At 36.4% G+C, this 25,153-nt stretch carries 17 protein-coding genes; 15 read left to right on the forward strand and 2 right to left on the reverse strand.

What is annotated here, in order from left to right:
- The first annotated feature begins 215 nt into the window (after window positions 1-215).
- The 5 genes from ACM9HF_RS20550 to ACM9HF_RS20570 all read left to right on the forward strand — a co-directional run bounded on the left by ACM9HF_RS20550 (window position 216) and on the right by ACM9HF_RS20570 (window position 11,448).
- Window positions 216-2,882, forward strand: coding sequence for a family 16 glycosylhydrolase (locus tag ACM9HF_RS20550; protein WP_473613402.1), 2,667 nt, complete (start codon window positions 216-218; stop codon window positions 2,880-2,882).
- A 72-nt stretch (window positions 2,883-2,954) separates the two neighbouring features.
- Window positions 2,955-5,951, forward strand: coding sequence for a TonB-dependent receptor (locus ACM9HF_RS20555; RefSeq protein ID WP_473613403.1), 2,997 nt, complete (start codon window positions 2,955-2,957; stop codon window positions 5,949-5,951).
- Between the two features lie 178 nt (window positions 5,952-6,129).
- Window positions 6,130-7,404, forward strand: coding sequence for a sugar MFS transporter (locus ACM9HF_RS20560; protein WP_473613404.1), 1,275 nt, complete (start codon window positions 6,130-6,132; stop codon window positions 7,402-7,404).
- On the forward strand, window positions 7,404-10,001 hold the full coding sequence (locus tag ACM9HF_RS20565) for a glycoside hydrolase family 3 protein (protein WP_473613405.1): 2,598 nt from the start codon (window positions 7,404-7,406) through the stop codon (window positions 9,999-10,001). Before ACM9HF_RS20560 ends, ACM9HF_RS20565 begins: the two co-directional genes overlap by 1 nt.
- Window positions 10,002-10,914: 913 nt before the next feature.
- Window positions 10,915-11,448: a hypothetical protein gene (locus ACM9HF_RS20570; protein WP_473613406.1), complete on the forward strand. Its 534-nt coding sequence runs from the start codon at window positions 10,915-10,917 to the stop codon at window positions 11,446-11,448.
- 314 nt (window positions 11,449-11,762) lie between these two features.
- Here the strand turns inward: ACM9HF_RS20570 and ACM9HF_RS20575 are convergent, their stop codons facing one another.
- Window positions 11,763-12,266: a hypothetical protein gene (locus ACM9HF_RS20575; protein ID WP_473613407.1), complete on the reverse strand. Its 504-nt coding sequence runs from the start codon at window positions 12,264-12,266 to the stop codon at window positions 11,763-11,765.
- Window positions 12,267-13,812: 1,546 nt separating this feature from the next.
- Here ACM9HF_RS20575 and ACM9HF_RS20580 point away from each other — a divergent pair.
- From ACM9HF_RS20580 to ACM9HF_RS20605, 6 genes are all read left to right on the forward strand, one after another.
- Window positions 13,813-15,306: an alanine/glycine:cation symporter family protein gene (locus tag ACM9HF_RS20580; RefSeq protein ID WP_473613408.1), complete on the forward strand. Its 1,494-nt coding sequence runs from the start codon at window positions 13,813-13,815 to the stop codon at window positions 15,304-15,306.
- 12 nt (window positions 15,307-15,318) lie between these two features.
- Complete coding sequence (locus tag ACM9HF_RS20585; RefSeq protein ID WP_473613409.1) at window positions 15,319-15,936, forward strand: LysE family translocator; 618 nt, start codon at window positions 15,319-15,321, stop codon at window positions 15,934-15,936.
- A gap of 325 nt (window positions 15,937-16,261) precedes the next feature.
- Window positions 16,262-16,771 carry a DUF2867 domain-containing protein gene (locus ACM9HF_RS20590; RefSeq protein WP_473613410.1) on the forward strand — a complete coding sequence of 170 codons (510 nt, stop codon included), beginning with the start codon at window positions 16,262-16,264 and terminating at the stop codon, window positions 16,769-16,771.
- Between the two features lie 123 nt (window positions 16,772-16,894).
- Complete coding sequence (locus ACM9HF_RS20595; protein ID WP_473613411.1) at window positions 16,895-17,815, forward strand: 3-keto-disaccharide hydrolase; 921 nt, start codon at window positions 16,895-16,897, stop codon at window positions 17,813-17,815.
- A gap of 284 nt (window positions 17,816-18,099) precedes the next feature.
- Entirely contained in the window at window positions 18,100-18,630 is a 531-nt protein-coding gene (locus ACM9HF_RS20600) for an SRPBCC family protein (RefSeq protein WP_473613412.1), read from the forward strand.
- Window positions 18,631-18,826: 196 nt separating this feature from the next.
- Window positions 18,827-19,657, forward strand: a complete 831-nt coding sequence (locus ACM9HF_RS20605) for an SDR family oxidoreductase (RefSeq protein ID WP_473613413.1) — start codon at window positions 18,827-18,829, stop codon at window positions 19,655-19,657.
- A 76-nt stretch (window positions 19,658-19,733) separates the two neighbouring features.
- Here ACM9HF_RS20605 and yhbY read toward each other — a convergent pair whose 3' ends face one another.
- Window positions 19,734-20,030, reverse strand: a complete 297-nt coding sequence (gene yhbY / locus ACM9HF_RS20610; RefSeq protein ID WP_077338631.1) for a ribosome assembly RNA-binding protein YhbY — start codon at window positions 20,028-20,030, stop codon at window positions 19,734-19,736.
- A gap of 157 nt (window positions 20,031-20,187) precedes the next feature.
- Between yhbY and rlmE the strand changes: the two genes are divergently transcribed.
- From rlmE to glmM, 4 genes are all read left to right on the forward strand, one after another.
- Window positions 20,188-20,814: a 23S rRNA (uridine(2552)-2'-O)-methyltransferase RlmE gene (rlmE, locus tag ACM9HF_RS20615; protein ID WP_473613414.1), complete on the forward strand. Its 627-nt coding sequence runs from the start codon at window positions 20,188-20,190 to the stop codon at window positions 20,812-20,814.
- 112 nt (window positions 20,815-20,926) lie between these two features.
- Window positions 20,927-22,855: an ATP-dependent zinc metalloprotease FtsH gene (ftsH, locus tag ACM9HF_RS20620; protein WP_473613415.1), complete on the forward strand. Its 1,929-nt coding sequence runs from the start codon at window positions 20,927-20,929 to the stop codon at window positions 22,853-22,855.
- A 144-nt stretch (window positions 22,856-22,999) separates the two neighbouring features.
- Window positions 23,000-23,782 (forward strand): dihydropteroate synthase, encoded by a 783-nt coding sequence (folP, locus tag ACM9HF_RS20625; RefSeq protein WP_473618344.1) that lies wholly within the window; start codon window positions 23,000-23,002, stop codon window positions 23,780-23,782.
- 18 nt (window positions 23,783-23,800) lie between these two features.
- Complete coding sequence (glmM, locus tag ACM9HF_RS20630; protein WP_473613416.1) at window positions 23,801-25,138, forward strand: phosphoglucosamine mutase; 1,338 nt, start codon at window positions 23,801-23,803, stop codon at window positions 25,136-25,138.
- The last annotated feature ends 15 nt before the right edge of the window (window positions 25,139-25,153 follow it).

Genomic DNA, 25,153 nt, shown 5'->3' on the forward strand with positions numbered 1-25,153 from the left:
CCGCATGGTTTAACCATGATGCCGCATTTCAATTGTTAGTTTTATTTATTTAAACCAAGATAATTCTAGGGAGCAATTTAAAATTAAATTGTTTATCTACAAGTTTGGTTGTTTTGTATTGAGTGTTGTTAGCTAAAAACTCTCATAAAAATAGTTATAAAAAATACAAGAATACAAAAAACGAACAAATAAATCGTGTGAACTCGGGGACATTTATGAAAAAAGCTACGCATAAAGCTATGTACAAGGTATCGCAGTTAGTTGCTTTAGTTTCAACTGTATCGCTATTAGGATGTGGCAGTGGTGCAGAAACTGAAACAAATACTCGCGCTGTTGATGTATCTCAACCCGACAGTGGTTGGAAAATGGTTTGGGCAGACGAATTTGATAGCTCAGCTATCGACAGTAAAAAATGGACACATGAAGTTAACTGCCAAGGCGGTGGAAATAGTGAAAAGCAGTGTTATACCGATAGCGCTGATAATTCGTTTATTACTGACGGAAAACTTAATATTGTTGCATTACCTGCTGAAGAAGGTGCTCAACAACCTTATACATCAGCACGTTTAATTACACGTTATAAAGCAGATTTTAAATACGGGCGTTTTGAAATAAGCGCTAAATTACCGAGCGGACAAGGAAGCTGGCCAGCGTTTTGGATGCTACCAACCGATGAAGTATATGGTGGTTGGCCAAAATCTGGTGAGATCGACATTCTTGAAACCGTCAACCTTAAAACAACTGATGCAGATGGAAACGTAGAAAGTACGGTTCATGGCACATTGCACTATGGTAAAGAATGGCCTGATAACGTTAATTCAGGAAAAGCCTATAACTTACCTAACGACTTAAACCCAGCAGATGACTTTCACACTTACGCTGTTGAATGGCAAGAAGGTGAAATTCGCTGGTATGTAGATGACTATTTATATGCAACTCAACGTAAATCTGAAGTTAGAACGAACAGTAAAGACGAAGCCGTTGGCTTGTCTCACAGAGGTTGGTTTACTGAAAACTTTGATAATGTGAGTGGCGAGCTAACAACTTTTTGGGAAAATGCTCCATTTGATCAAGAATTCTATCTTATTTTAAACTTTGCAGTAGGCGGCGACTGGCCAGAAAATGTAAATAACTTAGGTATAGACGCTGAAGCTTTTGCAAATGGCCAATCATTTGAAATTGACTACGTACGCGTATACGAATGTCAGCAAAACCCTGATACAGGTAAAGGTTGTGAAACTGTTCGTCCTGGTTACGATAGTTTAGAAGATGCACTAGTAGAAGGCGAAGCACCAATTCCTTCACCTCCATCAACGGGTATTGCGGAAAACTTAACTATTTTTTCTGGCACTGTTAACCCTAACTGGCCTGCATGGGATTGTTGTGGTGGGTCAACCCCCGCGATTGTTGCAGACGGTGAAAAAGGTAATGTTACGGAATTCTCTATAGGTGCAGAACCTACAGTAATGGGCTTTATTTCTCGAGATGCATTTATAAACGACGAAGCAGGTAAAGCAAGTCCGTTTGATGCCTCACCTTTAATTGAAACCGGTACCGTTTCGTTTGATATGAAAGTGGTGTCAGCGCCTAGTAATACTGATTCAACCTGGGTCGTTAAACTAGAAAGCCAAGAAGGGACAACTGCCGCAGAGTTACCTATAACCCAAAGTGTTGAAGGTTTAGCGCCAACAACGGGAGAATGGCAAACTTATACTTTTCCTTTGAAAATGCTTGCTGATGCAGGTTTAGACCTAAGTGCAATTGACGTAGTTATGATTTTTCCTGTATGGGGAGCAGGTGATGGGGCTGTATATCAAGTCACTAATCTAACCATAGCTTCAGATGAATTATCATCTCCAGAATTGGTACTTTTTGAAAATTCAGAAAACCCTAGTTGGCCATTATGGGATTGTTGTGGCGGTTCTACACCTACTGTTGAATTAGATGACGATGCTCATACTAATGTTTCAGAGTTTTCTATTGGTTCAGAACCAACAGTAATGGGCTTTATTTCAAGAGACCCTAATACAACTCAACCTGCTCCGTTTGATGCTACAGGTATTATTACTAATGGTGTTATTCAGTTTGAGATGAAAGTAGTTAACATGCCAAGCGATTCAAGCACTGATTGGATTTTTAAAGTTGAAACCGACAATGCAGCATCTGCTTTTGAAGTGTCTTTAACAACAAGTGTTGAAGCTACTGCTCCTGTTGAAGGCGAATGGCAAACTTATACTTTTAATTTATCTGATTTAGCAACGGCTGGTTTTGATTTAAGTGCTATTGATGTTCTTATGATTTTCCCAGCATGGGGCGCAGGTGAAGGTGCAGTTTACCGTGTTGATAACGTAAAGATTTACGATCCTACAGCTGAAAGTAATTCAGATGGTTTTGTTTTATTTGATGAGCAAGCTAAAGACATGTGGAGTATTTGGGATTGTTGTGGTGGTTCAACACCAACTCTTGAAAACGATGGTACTGAACATGGCATGACTGCTCAATTTGTTATTGGCGCAACACCTACTGTTATGGGGTTGTTAGCTGATGATGACGTTTATTTAGATGTCTCTCATTTATTAGCAACTGGCGTTGTTAAATTTGATATGAAAGTGATTACTGCACCAAATGATCCTGATTCAACTTGGATTTTCAAAATTGAGTCAGGTGATACAGAGACTGCGGTTGAATTACCTATCACGGCAAGTCAAGAAGGTGTTGCGCCTGTAACGGGTGAATGGCAAACCTATACTTTTTCTTTACAAACTTTATTTGATGCCGGTTTAGATATTAGCCAGATAGATGTTGTGATGTTTTTCCCTCTATGGGCAACAGGCGAGGGTGCTGAGTACCGAATTGATAACGTACTTATTAGTAACCCTTAGCCCAAGCCATAATTAAAAATCGAGCGGTATTTACTTCTCAATTCATATAAATTTTTAAAAAGTAGAGTCAATATGAAAAACATTAAATTTAAACAAAAACATATAGCGACATGTATCTCATTAATTTTAGCTTCAGGTTTAAGTCATAGTGTATTCGCTGAAGAAGCTGCATTAACTGAGCCGAAGGCTGAAATAGAAGTTATTGAAGTAAAAGGTATACGCGGCAGTTTAGTACGTTCAATGAATATTAAACGTGATATGTCGGGTGTTGTAGATGCTATTTCTTCCGAAGAAATGGGTAAATTCCCTGATACTAACTTAGCTGAGTCATTGCAACGTATTACTGGTGTTTCGGTAAGTCGAAGTAATGGTGAAGGTAGTGAAATTACAGTACGTGGTTTCGGTCCCGAGTTTAACTTAGTTACTTTAAATGGTCGTCAGATGGCGGGTACAGGTTTTACTCGTTCATTTAATTTTGAAAACCTGTCTTCTGAAGGTGTAAGTTCACTTGAAGTAATGAAAACAGCTCGCGCTGAAGTACCAACAGGTGGGTTAGGCGCAACAGTAAATATTGTTACTGCAAGACCTTTACAAAATCCAGGTCAGAAATTCTCTATTATGGCGAAAGGTATCCATGATACATCGGTAGACGCCGGTGATAGTATTACGCCTGAAATTGCAGGTATTTATAGTAATACTTTTGATGACGATCGTTTTGGTGTTTCAGCAAACTTTTCTTATCATCGTCGAGACTTTCAACGTCAATCAGCTAATGTTCGTTCTTGGGTTGTTAATCCGAGTTTGACGGTAGATCCTGAAAATATTATTGATAACCGTCCTTTAGATGCAGATGGTAATGTGTCAAAACAGTTTTATGACCCAACTGCAGGAGAAGGAGGAGAATACATTTCAGCTTCATTCTTCCCACAAGAACTAAGCTATTCAAGAGATGACATACAACGTGAGCGAACTAATGCTCAAGTCACTTTTCAATTTGCTGCAACCGATGACTTAATATTTACGCTTGATCACACAATATCTAACGCAGTAACGGGTACTAATGCGTTATCTTGGGGTGTTTGGAATGGTTCGTTTGGTGGAAATGCTAATGCTTATGAATTAGATGAAAATGGTACTGCTATTTATTATGAATCAGCTGGAGATGACGGCTCTTTTACTTCGTTTCGTGAGACTAATGAAGTTGATTCAAAAGCAACCGGTATTAATATTGAGTGGTTCGCAACTGATGACTTAAGCTTTACATTTGATGCACATAACTCAAAAACCACAACTGATAATGGTAAGGATGCAGGTTTAGGCGCAAATGCTAGAGTGATATTGGGATCTGCTGACCTTTCAAGTAAAGAATATTTATTTAAAGAAGGTGATGTTCCTGGTTTTAATATTAATTGGAACAATGGTTCTCAAGAGATAGACCCAAGTCAGATTGGTTCTAACTTTAGTATCTTTACTAGAACTCCAGCAGAATCTGAAGTTACACAAGTTCAGTTAGACGGACAACTTCTTTTAGATACTAACTTTGGTTTAGAAACTCTTAAGTTTGGTACCGCTTATACAAAACAAACATTAACGGGATGGGGCGGTTCAAATAATGCAAATGCTCCAGGATTCAACAATGGAACATATGCTGAAATATTCCCTGATAGTATGTTTGAAAGGGTTGATTTAAGTGATTTCCTTGATGAATTTTCTTTTGGCTCTAATGGCGTTCAACCTGCCTATGCTTATACCTATAACCTTGACGAAGCTTTCACAAGACAAGCTTTATTCTTAACTGAAGATGTTGTGGGAAGTGACGTTTATGAAGTAGGAAGTTTTGACGAATTCCCAGTGAATAAAGTGGAAGAAGAAACTATCAGTTTATATCTTTCAACAGCATGGGCTTTTGAGGTTAGTGGTTATGATGTGCAGTTAAATTTAGGTGTGCGTTATGAAGAAACAGACATTGTTAGCCCTGCAAAAAGCCAAGTAGCTGAACAAGTTTACTGGGCGGGTGGCTCTGAGTGGATCACAGAATTTGCGGGTGGTGGTGAGCTTATAGAAGTAGATTTTGAAGGTGAATACGATCTGCTACTTCCTATGTTAGATATCAAGGTCGATCTAAGTGAAGATTTAGTTGCAAGAGCGTCTTGGGGACAAACTATTACAAGGCCAACACTAGACTCTATGTTGGGTAACCTTAGCTTAACATCGTCTCCTAAACTTAACTCGAGAAGTGGAAGCCGTGGTAATCCTAATTTAAAACCATTTAAATCAACGAACTTAGATCTAACTCTTGAATATTACTATGACGATGCAAGTTATGCTGCCATCGGCTTGTTCTGGAAAGATGTTGATGACTGGATTGATAACACTGAAGTTAAAACAACTTTTGAAGGTTTACATGATATTTATTTAGGCCAACGTTGGAATAATGCTGTAACTGCTATTGAAGGTCGAGGAGAGCAAGCTACTGACTCTGCTATCTACAATGAAATAGTAGCCAATGGTGTAGGTATCGGTGAAAACAATCGTGTATTACCTGATTCTGCAACTGATCCATTAATTGAATGGACTATTGGCTCACCTGAAAACGTTGGTTCACGTAAAGTAAATGGAATTGAATTAGCTGTACAACATTTATTTGGTGACTCAGGTTTTGGTGCTGGCTTTAATGCCACTTTTGTTGATGGAGATGTGGAATATGATAACTATATTCTTGCCTCTCAGGCTGTACTTTCGGGCTTAAGTGACTCAGCTAACCTGCAAGTTTTTTATGAGAAAGACGGCTTGTCTGTGAAAGTAACAGCTGCATGGCGTGACGAGTATTTGATTGGTCAAGGGTTACCTGATGCTGCAGGAACACCTCCACAATATGAAGAAGAGTACCTTCAGTGGGACTTAAGTGTTAATTACGAAGTTACTGACAAAATGACAGTGTTCTTTGAAGGCATTAACTTAACCAACGAAACCGAACGTTCATTTAGTCGTTTTGAAAGTCAATTCTTAGATGCCGCTCAATACGGACCAAGATATGCAGTTGGCTTTAGATACACTATGGACAATTAATCGACACTTAAGTTTAAGGTGGCTTATTAAAATAAGCCACCTGTTGTAGCTTGCGCTTATACGTAATGTAAGCGCACTTTCTTTCATCGGTGGACTGGTTGTTTAGCGGTTAAATTATTTCTATCTGCATAAATATAGGCAGCCAACATCGACTTATCTCAATATAGGAACTTATCTTATGGCTGGACATTCGGTCATTTTAGATCAAAACAATACTACGACTAATATTGGTTCGCCGAGTCAAAATCGTTTTGCTCTGATCTCATTAACAACGTTGTTTTTTATGTGGGGCTTTATTACCTGCTTAAATGACATTCTTATTCCTCATTTAAAAGCAATTTTTGACTTAACGTATACCCAATCAATGCTGGTGCAGTTTTGTTTCTTTGGTGCTTACTTTTTAGTGTCGTTACCGGCAGGGCACCTTGTAAAAAAAGTGGGTTATCAAAGAGGTATTGTTGCTGGATTGGTAGTTGCGGCTTTAGGCTGCTTGATGTTTTATCCTGCTGCGTCAATGCATAGCTATCCTATGTTTTTATCTGCATTGTTTGTTTTGGCAAGTGGTATCACTATATTACAAGTGTCGGCTAACCCTTATGTTACTTTACTTGGACCAACAGAGTCTGCGTCATCACGCTTAACTATGACTCAAGCATTTAATTCATTAGGTACCACAATAGCGCCATATTTAGGGGCTTTGTTTATTCTTAATGAAGCTGCCAGTTCTATGGCTGTTGCACCTTCAGCAGACTCAGTAAAAGTTCCTTACTTAATACTAACGGCCGCTTTGTTATTGCTAGCCGCTATTTTTGCTTGGTTAAAACTTCCTCATATCAGCAGTGCTGAAACGGCACCTAATGAAGTGGTATCAGGCTCTGCTTGGCAGTATCGTCATTTAGTTTTAGGAGCTCTGGGGATCTTTGTTTATGTTGGCGCAGAAGTGTCGATAGGGAGCTTTTTAATTAACTTTTTTGGTGAAGCCAATATTGCAGGTTTAGAAGAATCTCAAGCGGCCAAGTACTTAACCTATTATTGGGGAGGCGCTATGGTGGGGCGTTTTATTGGTGCCGCTGTAATGCAAAAAGTATCAGCGAGTAAAGTGCTTAGTTTTAATGGGACTTTTGCTGTTATTTTAGTGTCTGTTGCTATTTTGACAAGCGGTAGTATTGCGATGTGGTCGATCCTTTTAGTGGGGTTATGTAACTCGATTATGTTTCCTACGATTTTTAGTTTGGCGTTAAACGGCTTAGGTAAGCACACCAGTCAAGGCGCTGGCGTTTTATGTCTAGCCATCGTTGGTGGTGCTATTGTGCCGTTACTTCAAGGTGTTCTTGCTGATATTGTTGGTGTGCAATTGTCATTTATTATCCCTGTAATTTGCTATAGCTATATCGTTTATTACGGCATGAGTGGTGCTACACCAACCACAGACTTAAATCAGGAGCGCACGTAATGATTAAATTGACCTATGCAATTCTATCTGCAGCAGTTTTATTTGGTATACAGGCCTGTAACTCAGTAACTAAAGATAAAGTAAATAACAGTGAAGCTAGTGCGGAGTTATCAGATAAATCATCCTCAATTTGGCCAACAATTATTTCTGAAGTGAAAACAGATGTAGCTCTTGAGCAACAAGTAAAATCTATGCTGTTGACTATGACATTAGAGCAAAAAGTTGCACAAATGATCCAACCTGAAATTCGCGATATTACACCTGCTGATATGCGTAAATATGGTTTTGGTTCGTATTTAAATGGTGGTGGGGCATTTCCAAATAATAATAAGCACTCTACACCACAAGACTGGATTGCCTTGGCAGAAGAAATGTATCAAGCCTCAATTGACGACTCATTAGATGGAACAAGGATCCCAACCATGTGGGGCACCGACGCCGTTCATGGTCATAATAATGTTATTGGGGCGACTTTATTTCCTCATAATATTGGTTTAGGTGCGGCAAATAATCCTGAATTAGTCGAACAAATTGCCAAGATAACTGCTACCGAAGTTATGGTAACGGGCATTGATTGGGTTTTCGCACCAACCGTTGCTACAGTTAGAGACGACCGGTGGGGTAGAACCTATGAAGGCTATTCTGAAGATCCAGATATTGTAAAATTATATGCTGCTTCAGTTGTTAAAGGCTTACAAGGTCATGCGGGAAGTGACTTTTTAGGTGACGACAGAGTTATTAGTACCGTTAAACACTTTATTGGCGATGGCGGTACTATAGCGGGTAAGGATCAGGGAAATAATCCATTATCAGAGCAAGATCTTTATAAACTTCATGCACAAGGCTATGTCAGTGGATTAGCTGCGGGTGCTCAATCAGTAATGGCATCATTTAATAGCTGGAATGGTGAAAAAATTCACGGTAATCGTTATTTACTAACAGAAGTACTTAAAGAAAAAATGGGGTTTGACGGCTTTGTTGTAGGTGATTGGAATGGCCATGGGCAAGTTAAAGGCTGTAGTAACGAAAGCTGCCCACAAGCAGTAAATGCAGGACTTGATATTTTTATGGTGCCTACAGATGCATGGAAGCCGTTAATGGAAAACACCATCAAACAAGTCAACCAAGGTGTAATACCTATGTCGCGTATTGATGATGCTGTTACACGGATATTACGCGTTAAATTTAGAGCTGGTTTATTTAAAAAGCCAAGCCCAGCTAAACGCTTATATTCTGGAAAAACAGAACTCATTGGAAGTGATAAGCATCGTCAAGTTGCAAGACAAGCAGTACAAGAGTCTTTAGTGTTATTGAAAAATAAAGGTAATTTATTACCTTTATCGCCAAAGCTTAATATTTTAGTTACTGGAGATGGCGCGCATAATATTGGTAAGCAATCGGGTGGTTGGTCTATTACTTGGCAAGGTACAGGCAATACCAATGCAGACTTTCCTGGAGGTACTTCAATATTTGAAGGTATTGCAAATCAAACCTCTAAAGCGGGTGGTAAAGCTGTATTAAGTGTTGATGGACGTTACGAAGAAAAACCTGACGTGGCTATTGTTGTATTTGGTGAAAACCCTTATGCAGAAGGGCAAGGCGATTTAAAAGACCTTAACTTTCAGTCTGTTGACGAAAAATCGCTAACCTTGTTAAAGAAATTTAAACAGCAAGGTATACCCGTTGTTTCATTATTTATTAGTGGTAGACCTATGTGGGTAAATGCTGAAATTAATGCGTCTGATGCTTTTGTTGCTGCTTGGTTACCTGGCTCTGAAGGTGAAGGTATTGCCGATGTTATTTTAGCTGACAGCAATAATAATATTCAGCACAACTTTAAAGGTAAGTTGTCGTTTTCATGGCCAAATGAATCTAATCAAACCACAGTTAATCGACATGATGAAAACTATAACCCATTATTTTCTTACGGTTTTGGTTTGTCTTATGGCGATAAAGATGTGCTAACAGATACTTTAAATGAAACGGTAAGTCATACTGATTCAGTTGTTAAAGATGGAGATACTGTTCGAGCAATATTTAAAGATTCAATTAAAAAGCCTTGGTCGTTATGGTTGTATTCAGGTACTGAACAGTTAGCCGTTAATGCTAATACACATAAACTATCAGGTATTAGTTATCGAACCGTTGATAAAAGAGTGCAAGAAGACGCCTTTAAAATAACGTTAAATGATAGCGATTTAACAAGCAAAACAGCGAAGAGTTATTCTGGAATGTTTATTAAAAATAATAGCTCATTAACTGAAAACCTTAATATAACATCATCAAATAAATCGGTTTTACAACTTAGTGTGAATCTTGTAAGCAAACCATCTGATGAGGTTTTTGTGTCAATGTCTTGTGAAGGAATAAATAAATGTGGGTATAGCTACAATATTACCCAATATTTAAATGAACTCTCGATGAATAAATGGCAAACGATATCTATAGACTTATCTTGTTTTAGTCAAAATGGAATGGACTTTACTCAAACAACAGAACCTTTTGGGCTTTCATCAAAGGGTAAGTTAGAAATAAGCATTGCAGATATTGTTATTAAGCCTAAAACAAATGATGGCTTATTTCTTAGTTGCCCGTAGCTCTTTAATAAGCGCATTTTTATAAATAATAAAGAAAGTTAATAAGGTGATATACCCATAACCAATCAAGATGCTTATTTCATAGCTTTTGAGCGATATGAATTCAAGGCAATGCTTTGTAATAATGGTTGTTCCCTAAAAGCATTAACGAAGAAGTGACTTTGCTCAAGTGCTTCTTCGATGGGTTTAAAAACAATTTATGGGGCTTATTAATTTTAGTCAGGTTTCTACATGGATGTAGGACAGTTTCTTATACACACGTTTCCAAAAGCTGTTGAGTATGATCTAATACACCTCATGTGAAACTTATTTTATCAATACAATGCAGCAACTCACTTCTCAACAATGGGCTGAACAAGTATATCTCTTCTGAGGCTATTGCTGAAGCAGGATTTAAACACACAAGTGAACAGCTCCAATACGTACCACTTGTTATCATCATTCAAGATACCACCGAATTAAGTTACGAGCATAATGTCACTCAAGAGCTCGTAATGTAATTAACTCAAAGGCAGCAACCAGTCGAAAGCGCTCCTTACATGCTCACTCAACATTAATGTTAGACGCACATTCGGAAAAATATCGGACTTGCCAATCAACAATATTGGTTTAGAGAAAACAAAATTTATACCCTAAATATCAACATGCTCGTGTTACTATTTTTTGTATTTAAGGCATAAACCTGACGTATTCTTCATTCTACTTCTTTCTTCTTTTTAGTCTGGCTAAATCCCTCCTGAATAAATGATTATTATGGTACTGCTGTTATTTTTGTAACAAAACGGGGATATTTTTTAATACTCGCTATAATAGTAGAATGATCTAGAAAATTTTATTACGTAAACTACGTTAAAGAACTTTACCTGAAGTGATGTTAATTATGGAAAGTGAATAGATTTTAAGAAGGATAAGTATGAAATTCGTCTCCAAGTACGCTTTAGTTATGGTGGTTGGTATAGCATTAAGTGCTTTAATTGTTCTACCTAATCAAGCGCATACAATGCAAGCACAGCAGGGCACATTAGATATTGTCGGAAATGAAGTGTTTATTATGTTATCGCTACCTGTTTCAGCTTTTAAAAATATAGATGATGACCGTGATGGAAATTTATCGCAAGAAGAGTTTGATTTTCATCAGCAGTCTATTGTAAATACTATTAAAAAACACATTACACTTAGCGATACAGAAGGTGCTTTAGCGTTACAAGAGCTTCTAATTAAACCTATTTTAGGCCATAGTCATGGTCGTAAAACAGAGCCTGCATTACAGTTGACTCTGACAGGTAAATTTATATTAAAAGATATACATTCACCTTTAACTTTTTATATTGATTTGTACGGAAAATATACAAAAGAAAAATCATTTAAAATTACCGTAACACGTAAACTTGATAACACGAAACAAACTTTCGAACTAACACCGCAGCACTCCTTACAGCAGTTATAATTTGAAAAAAATTTATATCAAAAGGTCAAACGCTCTAAAATAAATGACATTTATTGTGTTATATAACCGAAAATTAGAGTCTAGGTTGAGGGGAGTATTTTACAGGAAAGGTATTCATTTTAAGAAAGGTATTTATTAAAAGAGTTGTGAGGTAGTAGTTATAAGGTGGTAATCTGTTAGCTTACACTCGGTATTTAACTAACAAGTTTAAGTTTTACCACCTTATTTTCTAACTATCACTCACACCCTTTGCTGTCGAATGAATAGAATATTTATTGTTATTATATTTTTAAACATATTATTCCTCGTAATATTTAGTCTGCGTAGGTTGAGTAGCTAGTATCATCACTTAATTCAACTTTACTGCTGATTAATGATAAATTTTCTTTAACTAATGGGTTACTGTCTAAAGATTTAGCAAAAGCTAAGTCGCTCATTGCACCAACCATATCATCTTTTAAGTAACGAGCAACCGCACGGTTGTTGTAACTAATAGATTGTAAGTAACGCATTTTTTTACTATTCGTATCTAATTTTTTTGCACTTCTGATTGCTGCTGTACAAGCCGTTTCAGACATTTCTTCGTTATTCGACTTTAAGTAAGCTACACATAATGTAGTGCTTTCTTCAAAATCTTGGTTCTTACTAGAAAGGTTAGCAATAGCTTCTTTGTATTCACCGTTAAGAATTGATTCGCTATCTGTAGCATCTTTAATTACAGCAACTTTAAGGTTCGCTTCACTAGCTATTGCTGCTAATGGGGCCGTAAGTATTGTCGAGCTAATCAGTGTTGTTAATAATAAAGGTTTAAGTTTCATGGGTATTCTCCGTTTGTTTAATGCCATCACCGTGATGACGGAGTAAATGTAATTAATTTAAGTGAGTACGACAAACGATTAAAATAAATGCCATGAGTGAAGAAAATTCATCTTTAATGTTTATCTAGTTTCTATACTTACTGGTTATTCTCTTGGGGCTGCATTATTTTATGAACTATATATAAATTTTTTATTGTTATTTTTTATTAAGAAAATTTTTATAGGGAGGATAAATTTAAGGCAAAAAAAAGGGTATCCGAAGATACCCAAAAATTAAACAAATTCAAACAAAACAACATTTCGTTAAAAGAAATCGGGGAGATTTCAAAACAAGTTCAGCTTACCTATGCGTAATATTGAACACAAACGGGAATTTATCATCCAACGGTTTAATTTTATTCACTTATATTGTTTCGTTGCATTGTCTTTAGTCACTTCAACTCGACTAATGTGTAGATCATTTTGAATAAAAAATAAATAAGTGAGAAATAAAACAACAGGCAAAAAAAAGGGTATCCGAAGATACCCAAAAATTAAACAAATTCAAACAAAACAACATTTCGTTAAAAGAAATCGGGGAGATTTCAAAACAAGTTCAGCTTACCTATACGTAATATTGAACACAAACGGGAATTTATCATCCAACGGTTTAATTTTATTCACTTATATTGTTTCGTTGCATTATCTTTAGTCACTTCAACTCGACTAATGTGTAGATCATTTTGAATAAAAAATAAATAAGTGAGAAATAAAACAACAGGCAAAAAAAAGGGTATCCGAAGATACCCAAAAATTAAACAAATTCAAACAAAACAACATTTCGTTAAAAGAAATCGGGGAGATTTCAAAACAAGTTCAGCTTACCTATGCGTAATATTGAACACAAACGGGAATTTATCATCCAACGGTTTAATTTTATTCACTTATATCGTTTCGTTGCATTGTCTTTAGTCACTTCAACTCGACTAATGTGTAGATCATTTTTAATAAAAAATAAATAAGTGAGAAATAAAACAACAGGCAAAAAAAAGGGTATCCGAAGATACCCAAAAATTAAACAAATTCAAACAAAACAACATTTCGTTAAAAGAAATCGGGGAGATTTCAAAACAAGTTCAGCTTACCTATGCGTAATATTGAACACAAACGGGAATTTATCATCCAACGGTTTAATTTTATTCACTTATATTGTTTCGTTGCATTATCTTTAGTCACTTCAACTCGACTAATGTGTAGATCATTTTTAATAAAAAATAAATAAGTGAGAAATAAAACAACAGGCAAAAAAAAGGGTATCCGAAGATACCCAAAAATTAAACAAATTCAAACAAAACAACATTTCAATATAAAGAAATCGGGGAGATTTCAAAACAAGTTCAGCTTACCTATGCGTAACATTGAACACAAACGGGAATTTATCATCCAACGGTTTAATTTTATTCATCTATTGCTTTGTTTTTTATCTAATTATCTTTTCTACTAAATTAGTCAATTTAATAATGAAATGGGTATAATAAGTGAAATGCACATAATAATAGGATGTTGGATGAAGCAACTAGCCGCTAGTATTGTTTTATTACTTTTCAGTGTGAATACTCAAGCCGAAAATTTATCGATAGATCAACAAGTTGATCAAATGCTTCAACCCATCGCCGATGTATTTACGAGTATAATCTTTTATACCGTTAATATTGGTGGAGTAGACGCGCCATTAATTGTTATGTGGCTTATTGTTGCTGCCGTTGTGTTTACTGGTTATTTTGGTTTCATTAATATTAGAGGCTTTAAACACTCTTGCCGAGTTATTCGAGGAGACTTTTCTGATCCAAACGATCCCGGTGAAACTACTCACTTTCAAGCATTAGCTACCGCTATTTCTGGCACGGTAGGTTTAGGTAATATTGCAGGGGTTGCTATTGCTGTTTCTATTGGTGGACCCGGTGCTACCTTTTGGATGATGCTGGCTGGCTTTCTGGGAATGTCGACTAAGTTTTTAGAGTGTACATTAGGGGTAAAATACCGACACATAAACGCCGCAGGTGAAGTACGTGGTGGCCCTATGTATTACTTAAGCGAAGGTCTATCACAACTAGGTCATCATAAATCAGGTAAAGCACTCGCTTACTTTTTTGCTGTTTGTTGTATTGTTGCTTCGTTATGCGGTAGTAATATGCTGCAAGCTAACCAAGCTTATCAGCAGTTTGTAAGTGTATTAGGTAGCGAACAAGGTTTTTGGGCAAATAATGGTTGGGTATTTGGTACCATTTTAGCTGTTATTATTGGTGTAGTTATTATTGGCGGTATTAAAAGTATTGCTAAGGTTACTGAAAAAGTTGTGCCACTAATGGCAGGTATATATTTATCAGCGGCTTTATTTATTTTGGCTTACCATTATGCCGAAATACCTCATGCATTTTCCCTTATTATTGAAGGTGCGTTTAATCCTACAGGCGTTGTAGGTGGTATGATTGGTGTTATGTTGCAAGGCTTTAAACGTTCAGCTTTTTCAAGTGAGGCTGGTATGGGCGCGGCATCTATTGCCCATGCAACAGCAGCAACTAAAGAACCTGTGCGCGAAGGTTATGTTGCCTTAATTGAGCCATTTATTGATACCGTGGTTATTTGTACTATTACCGCACTGGTTATTGTTATTACCGGAAGTTATCAAAATGTAGATGGTATTAGTGGTGTTACTTTAACCTCAAACGCATTTGCCAGTGTGATTTGGTGGTTCCCTTACGTGTTAAGTGTATGTGTTTTATTGTTTGCTATTTCAACTATGATCTCTTGGGCTTATTACGGTTCAATTGCATGGGCTTTTGTCTTTGGTGAATCTAAAAAATTAGCTATGTTGTATAAATTGATTTTTTGTTCGGCAACCATTATTGGAGCTTCAGCAAGTTTAGGTGCTATTATCGCAATTTCAGATTCTGCATTTTTCTCAATGGCAATCGCGAATATTATTGGCCTTTATTTACTAGCACCTCAAGTTAAAAGAGATTTGAAAAAATACCAAAATACCTACTGTGAAAATAAATAAAGCGAGCTAAACGTGTTTGATTCGTCAGTATTATTGGTGTTTATACCTACATTCTTTTTTGTGTCCATAACTCCTGGTATGTGTATGACCTTGGCAATGACATTAGGCATGAGTGTAGGTATTCGCCGAACAATGTGGATGATGATTGGAGAACTTATCGGCGTTTCTATTGTTGCTACTGCTGCTGTTATTGGTGTCGCGAGTTTAATGCTAAATTATCCTGACGTGTTTGTTGCATTTAAATGGATTGGTGGTGCTTACCTTGTTTATATTGGCGTTAATATGTGTCGCTCAAAAGGTAAAATGTCTGCCTCAAAAGGTCAACAAACTAGCATCAAAAGAAGTGCCTTATTCTATCAAGGGTTCATAACCGCCATAGCAAACCCTAAAGGGTGGGGATTTATGGTTTCTTTATTACCTCCCTTTATTAACGCCAATTACAACCTTGCTCCTCAATTATTAGTATTATTAAGCATAATAATCTGTACTGAATTTATCAGCATGATGGCTTATGCCACGGGTGGGAAAAGCTTACGCTTATTTTTAAACCGTGGTGATAATATTAAATGGATGAATATTATTGCAGGGGGCCTAATGATATTAGTTGGTATTTGGTTGGGGTTTAGTTAATTTTTTATATGATCAAAATTTTTTTGTAAATAACCTCAGCTCGGGATAAGCAAAGTTACTCAACAAGCTATTTTTATGCCTAACTTCGTTGAATTTATTACTAATAGCCAGCTATTAGATAGAAAAATTCGCCTTGTTATACACAAAAATATCAATGTTGAGGACTAATATAACTTAGGAAAACAACGATACAGATTAAGATTTTGATAAATAAGAATTTTAATTCATTATCTAACATTCATTAACCCGAGTTGAGGTTAAATAGGTTTTATTTTTACATACCATTCTACATGGTATGTTTTTTTGAAAAAATGGAGTTAAATACATGGAGTTTTTTACCAGCATAAAAGTGTTAAATAAACCTTTTAACGATCGTCTTGAGCAAAAAGCAGTTAATCATCATTTTCGAGATGCTTTATCCGTTAAGCGTAATAATAAAGAGCTCACACCTAGCCAAATACAATATAGAATTTTCGCTTATTTACCCCATTGGGTTAATGCTTTAATGCGTATAAGAAATTATATTGTTTCGTTTTTTGGTTTTGAAGTTGGTAAGGAAGGGCTTAGCCCTAAAGCTGAGGAATTATCGATAGGTGATAAAGCCGGCTTTCTTACGATAACTGAGAAATATGATGATGAAATAATATCGTTTGCTGAAGATAAACACATAATGATTTATATATCGGTAGCGATAAACGACAACGACATTACTGTCTCTACTTTAGTTAATAAAAAAACCTTAATAGGTCGACTTTATGTTAATTCTATTCTTCCTTTTCATTATTTTATAGCCAGAACCGTTCTTAATAATGCTCTTAAAGCAGGGAGAATATGAAGAATAAAAAGCGAAATAGAATATCTCTTCATTTATTTACGAGTTACATCTTAATATAATCGATATGGGTTTTTATTTGTGATACATTTTATTCATATATAAATACTTCTTGTGGTGTTAATAATGAAAAAAACACATTCAGTTAATAAACTTATCTCCGTTGCACTAAGCCTTTTTCTTACTGCATGTAATAGCCAACACTCTATTGATGCAGAACAAGAGAACTGGCTGTCTTTATTTAATGGAAAAGATTTAACTGGCTGGGATATTAAGTTCGCAGGTTTGCCCATTAACGAAAACTATCTTGAAACATTTGTTGTTGAAGATAATATGATCCGAATAAAATATGATAATTACAAAAACTTTAATAATGCTTTCGGTCATTTATATTATAAAACCCCTTTTTCATATTATAAATTAACCTTTGATTATCGCTTTACGGGTGAACAAATGGAGGGGGGAGCAGTTTGGAATGAACGTAATAGTGGCGTTATGTTGCATGCTCAATCCGCTCAAAGTAATGAGTTAACACAAAACTTTCCTATGTCTATTGAGCTTCAAATACTCGGTGGACTAAACGATGGTAAAGAGCGATCAACAGGAAATGTTTGTACTCCGGGTACGGCAGTAGAAATGAATAAAAAAGTAAATTACAAACATTGCATTCCATCTGCTTCTAAAACATACCACGGTGACCAATGGGTTCAAGGTGAAGCAATAGTGATGGGAGGCGAATCGATGGTTTTCAACATTGAAGGAGAAACTGTTTTATCGTTTCAAAAACCTCAATTTGATGGTGCATTTGTCAGTAAAAGCGACAAAGACAAAGATTGGGAAATGGCTGGAATGAGCCGTGATATAGAAATGTGGAAAAATAAATCAGGTCAATTATTATCCGAAGGCTATATTGCATTACAAGCTGAAAGTCATGCTGTAGATTTTAAAAATATTAAATTACTTAATTTAGTTGGATGCATGGATAGTAATGCCTCTAATTATAAGAGTTATTATGTAAAAGATAATAATCAATCTTGTATTTATTAGGTATTGTTGCAAGGAATTTACATAGAACAACTATACTCAGTCCTTTGCGCTGCCATCAACAAACATTTAATTAGAACAAAATATCAACATGAAAGTTCAACAGACCCTAATATATTAAAAATATAGTGAGCATGTCGCTAATACAAAGCTTCGAGCTATTTTTTACAGTAATCTTTTCTTGCTGGATTAACCAAAAAAATAAAGTAGCAACTTTCTCAACCCTAAAATTGATTATTTTATGTACATGAACCAAACTTATGTAAAACAGCATAGGATGAATCATCATGTTAAAAAAGCTTGTGGTAATTGTTCTAATAATTCTTATTATTCCGTTAGTTGTTGCGGTCTTTACTGATAGGTCATATGAAGTTGAACGTTCGGTGGTTATTAATAAACCTAAAGAGGAAGTATTTAATTATATCAAATACTTAAAAAACCAAAACTTTTACAGTAAGTGGGCACAAATGGACCCATACATGTTAAAAACATACCGAGGTGTTGATGGTCAAGTCGGTTTTGTTTCTGCATGGAATTCTGAAAAAGAAGACGTAGGTGCTGGCGAGCAAGAAATTATAGCTATTGATGAAAACTATCGTATTGACTTTGAATTACGATTTTTAAAACCGTTTAAATCCACAGAACCTGCCTTTATGGTAACTGAGGCTGTAGACGATAATACGACCAAAGTGGTTTGGGGATTTAGCGGGCACATGGATTACCCAATGAACCTTATGTTGTTATTTATAGATTTTGAGCAAGTCATAGGTGACGACTTACAAACAGGGTTAAATAACTTAAAAGCTATTCTTGAGTAGAGTCAGCTAGATGTTTCATATAATGATTAGGTTCAGTTTGTTATTAAAATTTTGTTAAAATTAAATGCTATTTATTATAAGTATTACGGCTGTAAAATACTCAGCGTTGCAAAAACATACGGTAAAAATCAATACGCTCTAAACAATTTAGCGTATGATCGGTTGTTTGATAGAGTTGAATTTAGCAAGGTAAAACATGACACAAAACTTAAGTGTTTTGATCACAGGTTGTTCTACAGGTATTGGTTTAAATGCTGCCATTACATTATCACAATTAGGCTATCAGGTATTTGCAACGGCTCGCAAACAAACCGATGTTGATAACTTAATCGCGCTTGGTTTAAATGCTCATTTACTTGATTTAGCGGATGAAGCATCTATTGATGCCGCGTTTAGTTGGGTGTTAAAACAAACGGGTGGCTCACTCTACGCGCTATTTAATAATGGCGCATATGGTCAAGCGGGAGCAATAGAAGACTTACCATCACAAGCACTAAAAGAACAGTTTCAAATTAACGTTTTTGGTTGGCATTACCTTACTCGACTCGTTATTCCTGTTATGCGAAAACAAGGCTTCGGCCGGATCATTCAAAATAGTTCAGTATTAGGTTTAGTTGCAATGCCTTATCGCGGAGCTTATAACGCATCAAAGTTTGCGATTGAAGGTTATACCGATACGTTACGATTAGAGCTAACAGGCAGTGGAATTCAAGTGAGCTTAATTGAACCAGGCCCAATAGAAACTCAATTTAGAGCAAACGCGTTAGCCAAAACAGTTGAATTTATTGATGTAAAAAACTCAGTCCATAAAGACAATTACAAAATTCAGATTGATCGCCTAAGTAAAGAAGGGCCGAGTAATAAATTTACCTTGCCAGCTTCAGCGGTTACCAAAAAAGTGATCCATGCGTTATCAAGTAAAAAAGCTAAAACACGGTATTACGTTACTCAGCCTACTTATATCATGGCGTTTTTTAAACGAGTACTGCCTTTTACGTGGTTAGATAAAATACTTATTAAAGGCTAATACCAATCGCAATAACAAACAATAAAAAAGCGAATCAAGTGATTCGCTTTTTTGCTTTTACAACAATTGAAAAAAATTATCCTTTAGGGATATGAATTTTCTTTTCTGGTGATTGACGGTAAATAACTAAAGTTTTACCAATAACCTGAATTTTTGTTGAGTTAGTTTCTCTACAAATCGCTTCAACAATAAGTCCTTTAGTGTCGCGATCTTCAACATTAATTTTAACTTTAATTAATTCGTGATGGTTTAATGCGAAATCTATTTCCGCTACAACAGCTTCAGTTAAGCCATTATTTCCTAGTAAAACTACTGGTTTAAGCGAATGCGCTAAACCTTTTACATGTTGGATTTGCTTTTTATTTAAGTTCATTAACAATTTTCGTTACAAGTTAGCTTGAATTATCACTATTTTAACTCCATCTTCTTTGTAATACTAATTTAATGTTTACTTATTGCTAGTTTAAATAAATTAAAATTATTAATAATTAAACATAAATAGTCATTTAATATCGAATTAAGCAGAGTTCATGAGTAAAAAAAAACAAACCGTTAGCAGCGCACGCTGGATGCAAGAACATTTTGATGACGAATACGTTAAAAAAGCACAAAGGTTAGGGCTACGTTCCCGAGCTGTTTTTAAAATTGAAGAAATCAACAATAAAGACAAATTAATCAAACAAGGAATGAAAGTCGTTGATTTAGGGGCTGCTCCTGGTGGGTGGTCTGAGTATGCTGTAAAAGCAGTAGGTGAGTCTGGGCAAGTTGTTGCATGTGATATTTTATCAATGGACCCTATTGTTGGTGTCGACTTTCTTCAAGGTGATTTTAGAGAAGAAGCTGTTTTAGATGCTTTATTAAATCGCATAGGTGGAAAGAATATTGATGTGGTTATGTCTGACATGGCAGCCAATATGACAGGTAACGAAACGGCTGATTCTGCCCGTAGTATGTATTTAGTCGAACTCGCTTTAGAAATGTGTCATCAAGTATTAAAAACTAATGGCTCTTTTGTAGTTAAAGTTTTCCAAGGCGACGGTTTTGATAACTTTGTTAAAGAAGCCAGAAAGGTTTTTAAAACAGTAAAAACGCGTAAACCAGCTTCTTCAAGAGCAAGATCAAGAGAAGTTTATCTTGTTGCGACAGGATTTAAATAGCAGCAAGCAACAAATTATAGTAAATTAGAGCAATCATGCGCTTAGTTAAGTCAATTATTTTAACTAAGGCACTTTTTAAACATTATGTACAAGTTACAAAGAGGTCATTAAGTTGAGCGATATGGCGAAAAATCTTATTTTATGGTTGGTTATTGCAGTTGTTTTGATGTCAGTTTTTCAAAGTTTTACACCTGACAGCAGCAATGGACAACAAGTTGATTACACCCGTTTCATCGAAAGTGTTCGTCAAGGACAAGTTCGAGAAGCAACCGTTGATAGAAGCGGTGTTATTAAAGGTGTTAAAAGAACAGGCGAAGAATTCGTTGCTGTGATCCCTGGGGGTTACGATCGTGACTTAATAAACGATTTAGTTAAACAAGGTGTAAAAGCGTCAGGTCAATTACCTGAAGAAACTAGCTTTTTAACTACTATTTTTGTTTCTTGGTTCCCTATGATTTTGCTGATTGGTGTATGGATTTTCTTCATGCGTCAAATGCAAGGCGGTGGCGGTAAAGGCGCTATGTCTTTCGGTAAAAGCAAAGCGCGCTTATTAAGTGAAGACCAAATTAAAACTACATTTGCAGATGTTGCAGGTTGTGATGAAGCTAAAGAAGAAGTTTCTGAATTAGTAGACTACTTGAGAGAACCATCAAGATTTCAAAAACTGGGTGGTCGTATTCCATCAGGCGTTTTAATGGTTGGTCAACCGGGTACAGGTAAAACACTATTAGCTAAAGCTATTGCTGGTGAAGCTAAAGTACCATTTTTTACTATTTCAGGTTCTGACTTCGTAGAAATGTTTGTTGGTGTTGGTGCATCTCGTGTAAGAGACATGTTTGAACAAGCTAAAAAATCAGCGCCTTGTATTATCTTTATCGATGAAATTGATGCAGTAGGTCGCCAACGTGGTGCTGGTATGGGGGGCGGACACGATGAACGTGAACAAACACTTAACCAAATGCTAGTAGAAATGGATGGTTTTGAAGGTAATGAAGGTGTAATCGTTATTGCTGCAACTAACCGTCCAGACGTATTAGACCCTGCGCTATTAAGACCTGGTCGTTTTGACCGTCAAGTAACCGTAGGTTTACCTGATATTCGTGGTCGTGAACAAATTCTTAAAGTACACATGAGAAAAGTACCATTAGGTGATGATGTTAAACCAGCGGTTATCGCTCGTGGTACACCGGGTTTCTCAGGTGCTGACTTAGCTAACTTAGTTAACGAAGCTGCTTTATTTGCTGCTCGTACTTCACGTCGCTTAGTTTCAATGGAAGAGTTTGAAAGAGCTAAAGACAAAATATTAATGGGTGCAGAACGTCGCTCTATGGTGATGGACGATGCTGAAAAAGAAATGACAGCATATCACGAAGCCGGCCATGCAATTGTTGGTCGTTTAGTACCAGATCATGATCCTGTTTATAAAGTAAGTATTATGCCTCGTGGTCGTGCGTTAGGTGTAACTATGTACTTACCAGAGCAAGATAGATTTAGTCATAGCAAACAGCATTTAGAAAGTAACATTTCGTCTTTATACGGCGGACGTATTGCTGAAGAACTTATTTACGGTTTTGACAAAGTATCTACAGGTGCTTCAAACGATATCGAACGTGCAACAGAACTTGCTCGTAAAATGGTTACTCAGTGGGGCTTATCTGAAAAAATGGGTCCAATGTTATTTGCTGAAGAAGAAGGTGAAGTTTTCTTAGGAAGAACCTCATCAAAATCATTAAATATGTCTGACGATACAGCACAAGCAATTGATGCTGAAATTAAAGAATTTATTACTCGTAACTATAAAAGAGCAGAGCAAATTCTTAAAGACAATCGCGATATCTTAGAAGCAATGAAAGACGCATTAATGGAATATGAAACAATTGATGCACTGCAAGTTGATGACTTAATGGCACGTCGCGACGTTAGACCACCAACAGATTTTCATGGTGATCGCTCTAACGACAAAAACGAACCACCTAAAGCAGATGCTAAAAAAGATATTGAACCTGACTTAACAACACCAACGGATGCGCCTGCTAAATAGTAGGTACATCTAGCGTATTTACAGCCTCAATATGTTGCTTCTACTTTAATGTAGAATCCAACTATCGAGGCTTTGTTTTATCTGTACTTTGAGAAGAACACATTGACTGAAGCAACAGCTAATATTAACCAATCAATCGACATAATGGGCATATTAAATATTACCCCTGATTCATTTTCTGATGGTGGTAAATTTACTCAAATAGATGCAGCGTTAGCTCAAGTTGAACGCATGATAGAAGATGGTGCTTCAATTATTGATATAGGTGGTGAATCGACAAGACCCGGTGCTGTAGATGTTTCAGTTGAAGATGAAATAGCTCGTGTTATCCCTTTATTAAAAGCAATAAAAGAACGATTCGATATAAAAGTATCAATAGATACCAGTAAAGCCAGTGTTATGGCTGAATCTATCGCACATCAAGCCGACATTATAAACGACGTAAGAGCCTTACAAAATGAAGGTTGTTTAGCCGTTATGTCGCAAACAAATTTACCAATTTGCTTAATGCACATGCAAGGCTTACCTCGTACTATGCAAGCTGCCCCTCAGTATGACGATCTTATTAACGACATTCATACTTTTTTCAAAGAGCGCATAGCTCACTGTAACGCCCATGGTATTGCTACCAAAAGAATTATTTTAGACCCCGGTTTTGGTTTTGGTAAAACACTTGAACAAAATTACGAGTTACTTGCCCAGCTTTCTACTTTTAAAACCTTTAATTTACCTATACTAGCCGGCTTGTCGCGTAAATCTATGATAGGTAATTTATTAAATAGAGAAGTAGACGAACGTTTAGCTGGCAGCATAACAACAGCTTTAATAGCGGCTCAGCAAGGTGCAAATATTATAAGAGTGCACGACGTAAAAGAAACCGTTGATGCACTTAAGGTTTTAGAAACCGTTAATAAATTTAAAAGATAACGAACAAGGATTAAAAGCATGTCAGAAAGAAAATATTTTGGTACCGACGGCATCAGAGGCTTAGTAGGTAAATACCCAATTACTCCTGATTTTGTAATGAAGCTTGGCTTTGCGGCAGGTAAAGTATTAGCGGCTAAAGGAACTAAAAAAGTCTTAATTGGTAAAGACACCCGTATATCTGGTTACATGCTTGAGTCAGCTTTAGAAGCCGGTTTTTCAGCTGCCGGTGTTGATATTGGATTACTAGGACCAATGCCAACCCCTGGTATTGCTTACCTAACTAAAACATTCCGAGCTCAAGCAGGTATTGTTATTAGTGCATCACATAATCCATATTACGACAATGGTATTAAATTCTTTTCACAAGATGGTCAAAAATTACCAGACGATATTGAACTCGCTATTGAAGCAGAATTAGATAAAGAAATGGTGTGTGTTGAATCGGCTAAACTTGGTAAAGCTAACCGAATTGACGATGCTGCAGGGCGTTATATTGAATTTTGTAAAAGTAATTTCCCAAGTAGATATTCATTAAATCACCTGACTATTGTTGTTGATTGTGCTCACGGTGCTACCTACCACATTGCGCCTAACGTATTTAGAGAGCTTGGTGCAAAAGTTATTGAAATTGGTGCACAACCTAACGGTACAAATATCAACGACGGCTGTGGTGCAACGTCAATGGACGCTATCAGCAAAGCTGTAGTAGAGCATAATGCCGATTTAGGTATCGCATTAGATGGTGATGGCGACCGCTTAATGATGGTTGATCACACAGGATACGTACTTGATGGTGATGAGTGTGTTTATGTAATCGCTTGTAACGACATTCAGTCGGGTAAAATGCAAGGTGGTGTTGTTGGTACCTTAATGAGTAACATGGGCTTAGAAATAGCCCTTGCTGATATGGATGTACCTTTTGCGCGCAGTAATGTAGGCGACCGTTACGTAATGGAAATGCTTAAAGAAAAAGGTTGGCAGTTAGGTGCAGAAAACTCAGGGCATGTTATTAACCTTAAACATACCTCTACGGGTGACGGTATCATTGCAGCACTTAATGTACTAACCGCCGTTTGTAAAAGTGATAAAACATTACACGAGCTGCGCCAAGGTATGACCATGCTACCTCAACTTCTTGTAAATGTAAGATTTGAAGGAGATACCGATCCTCTACAAGCTGAATCTGTATTAGCCTCAGTAGATGAAGTTAATAAAATACTTGTAGGAAGAGGCCGTGTGTTATTACGTAAATCAGGCACCGAACCTTTGATCCGTGTTATGGTTGAAGGACCCGATTTAGATGAAGTAACATCATTAGCTAACTTAATAGCTGATGCAGTAAAAAAAGCTTCTTAATTCATTAGCGTATTT

Source organism: Colwellia sp. RE-S-Sl-9 (assembly GCF_048296855.1).
Taxonomy (GTDB): domain Bacteria; phylum Pseudomonadota; class Gammaproteobacteria; order Enterobacterales; family Alteromonadaceae; genus Pseudocolwellia.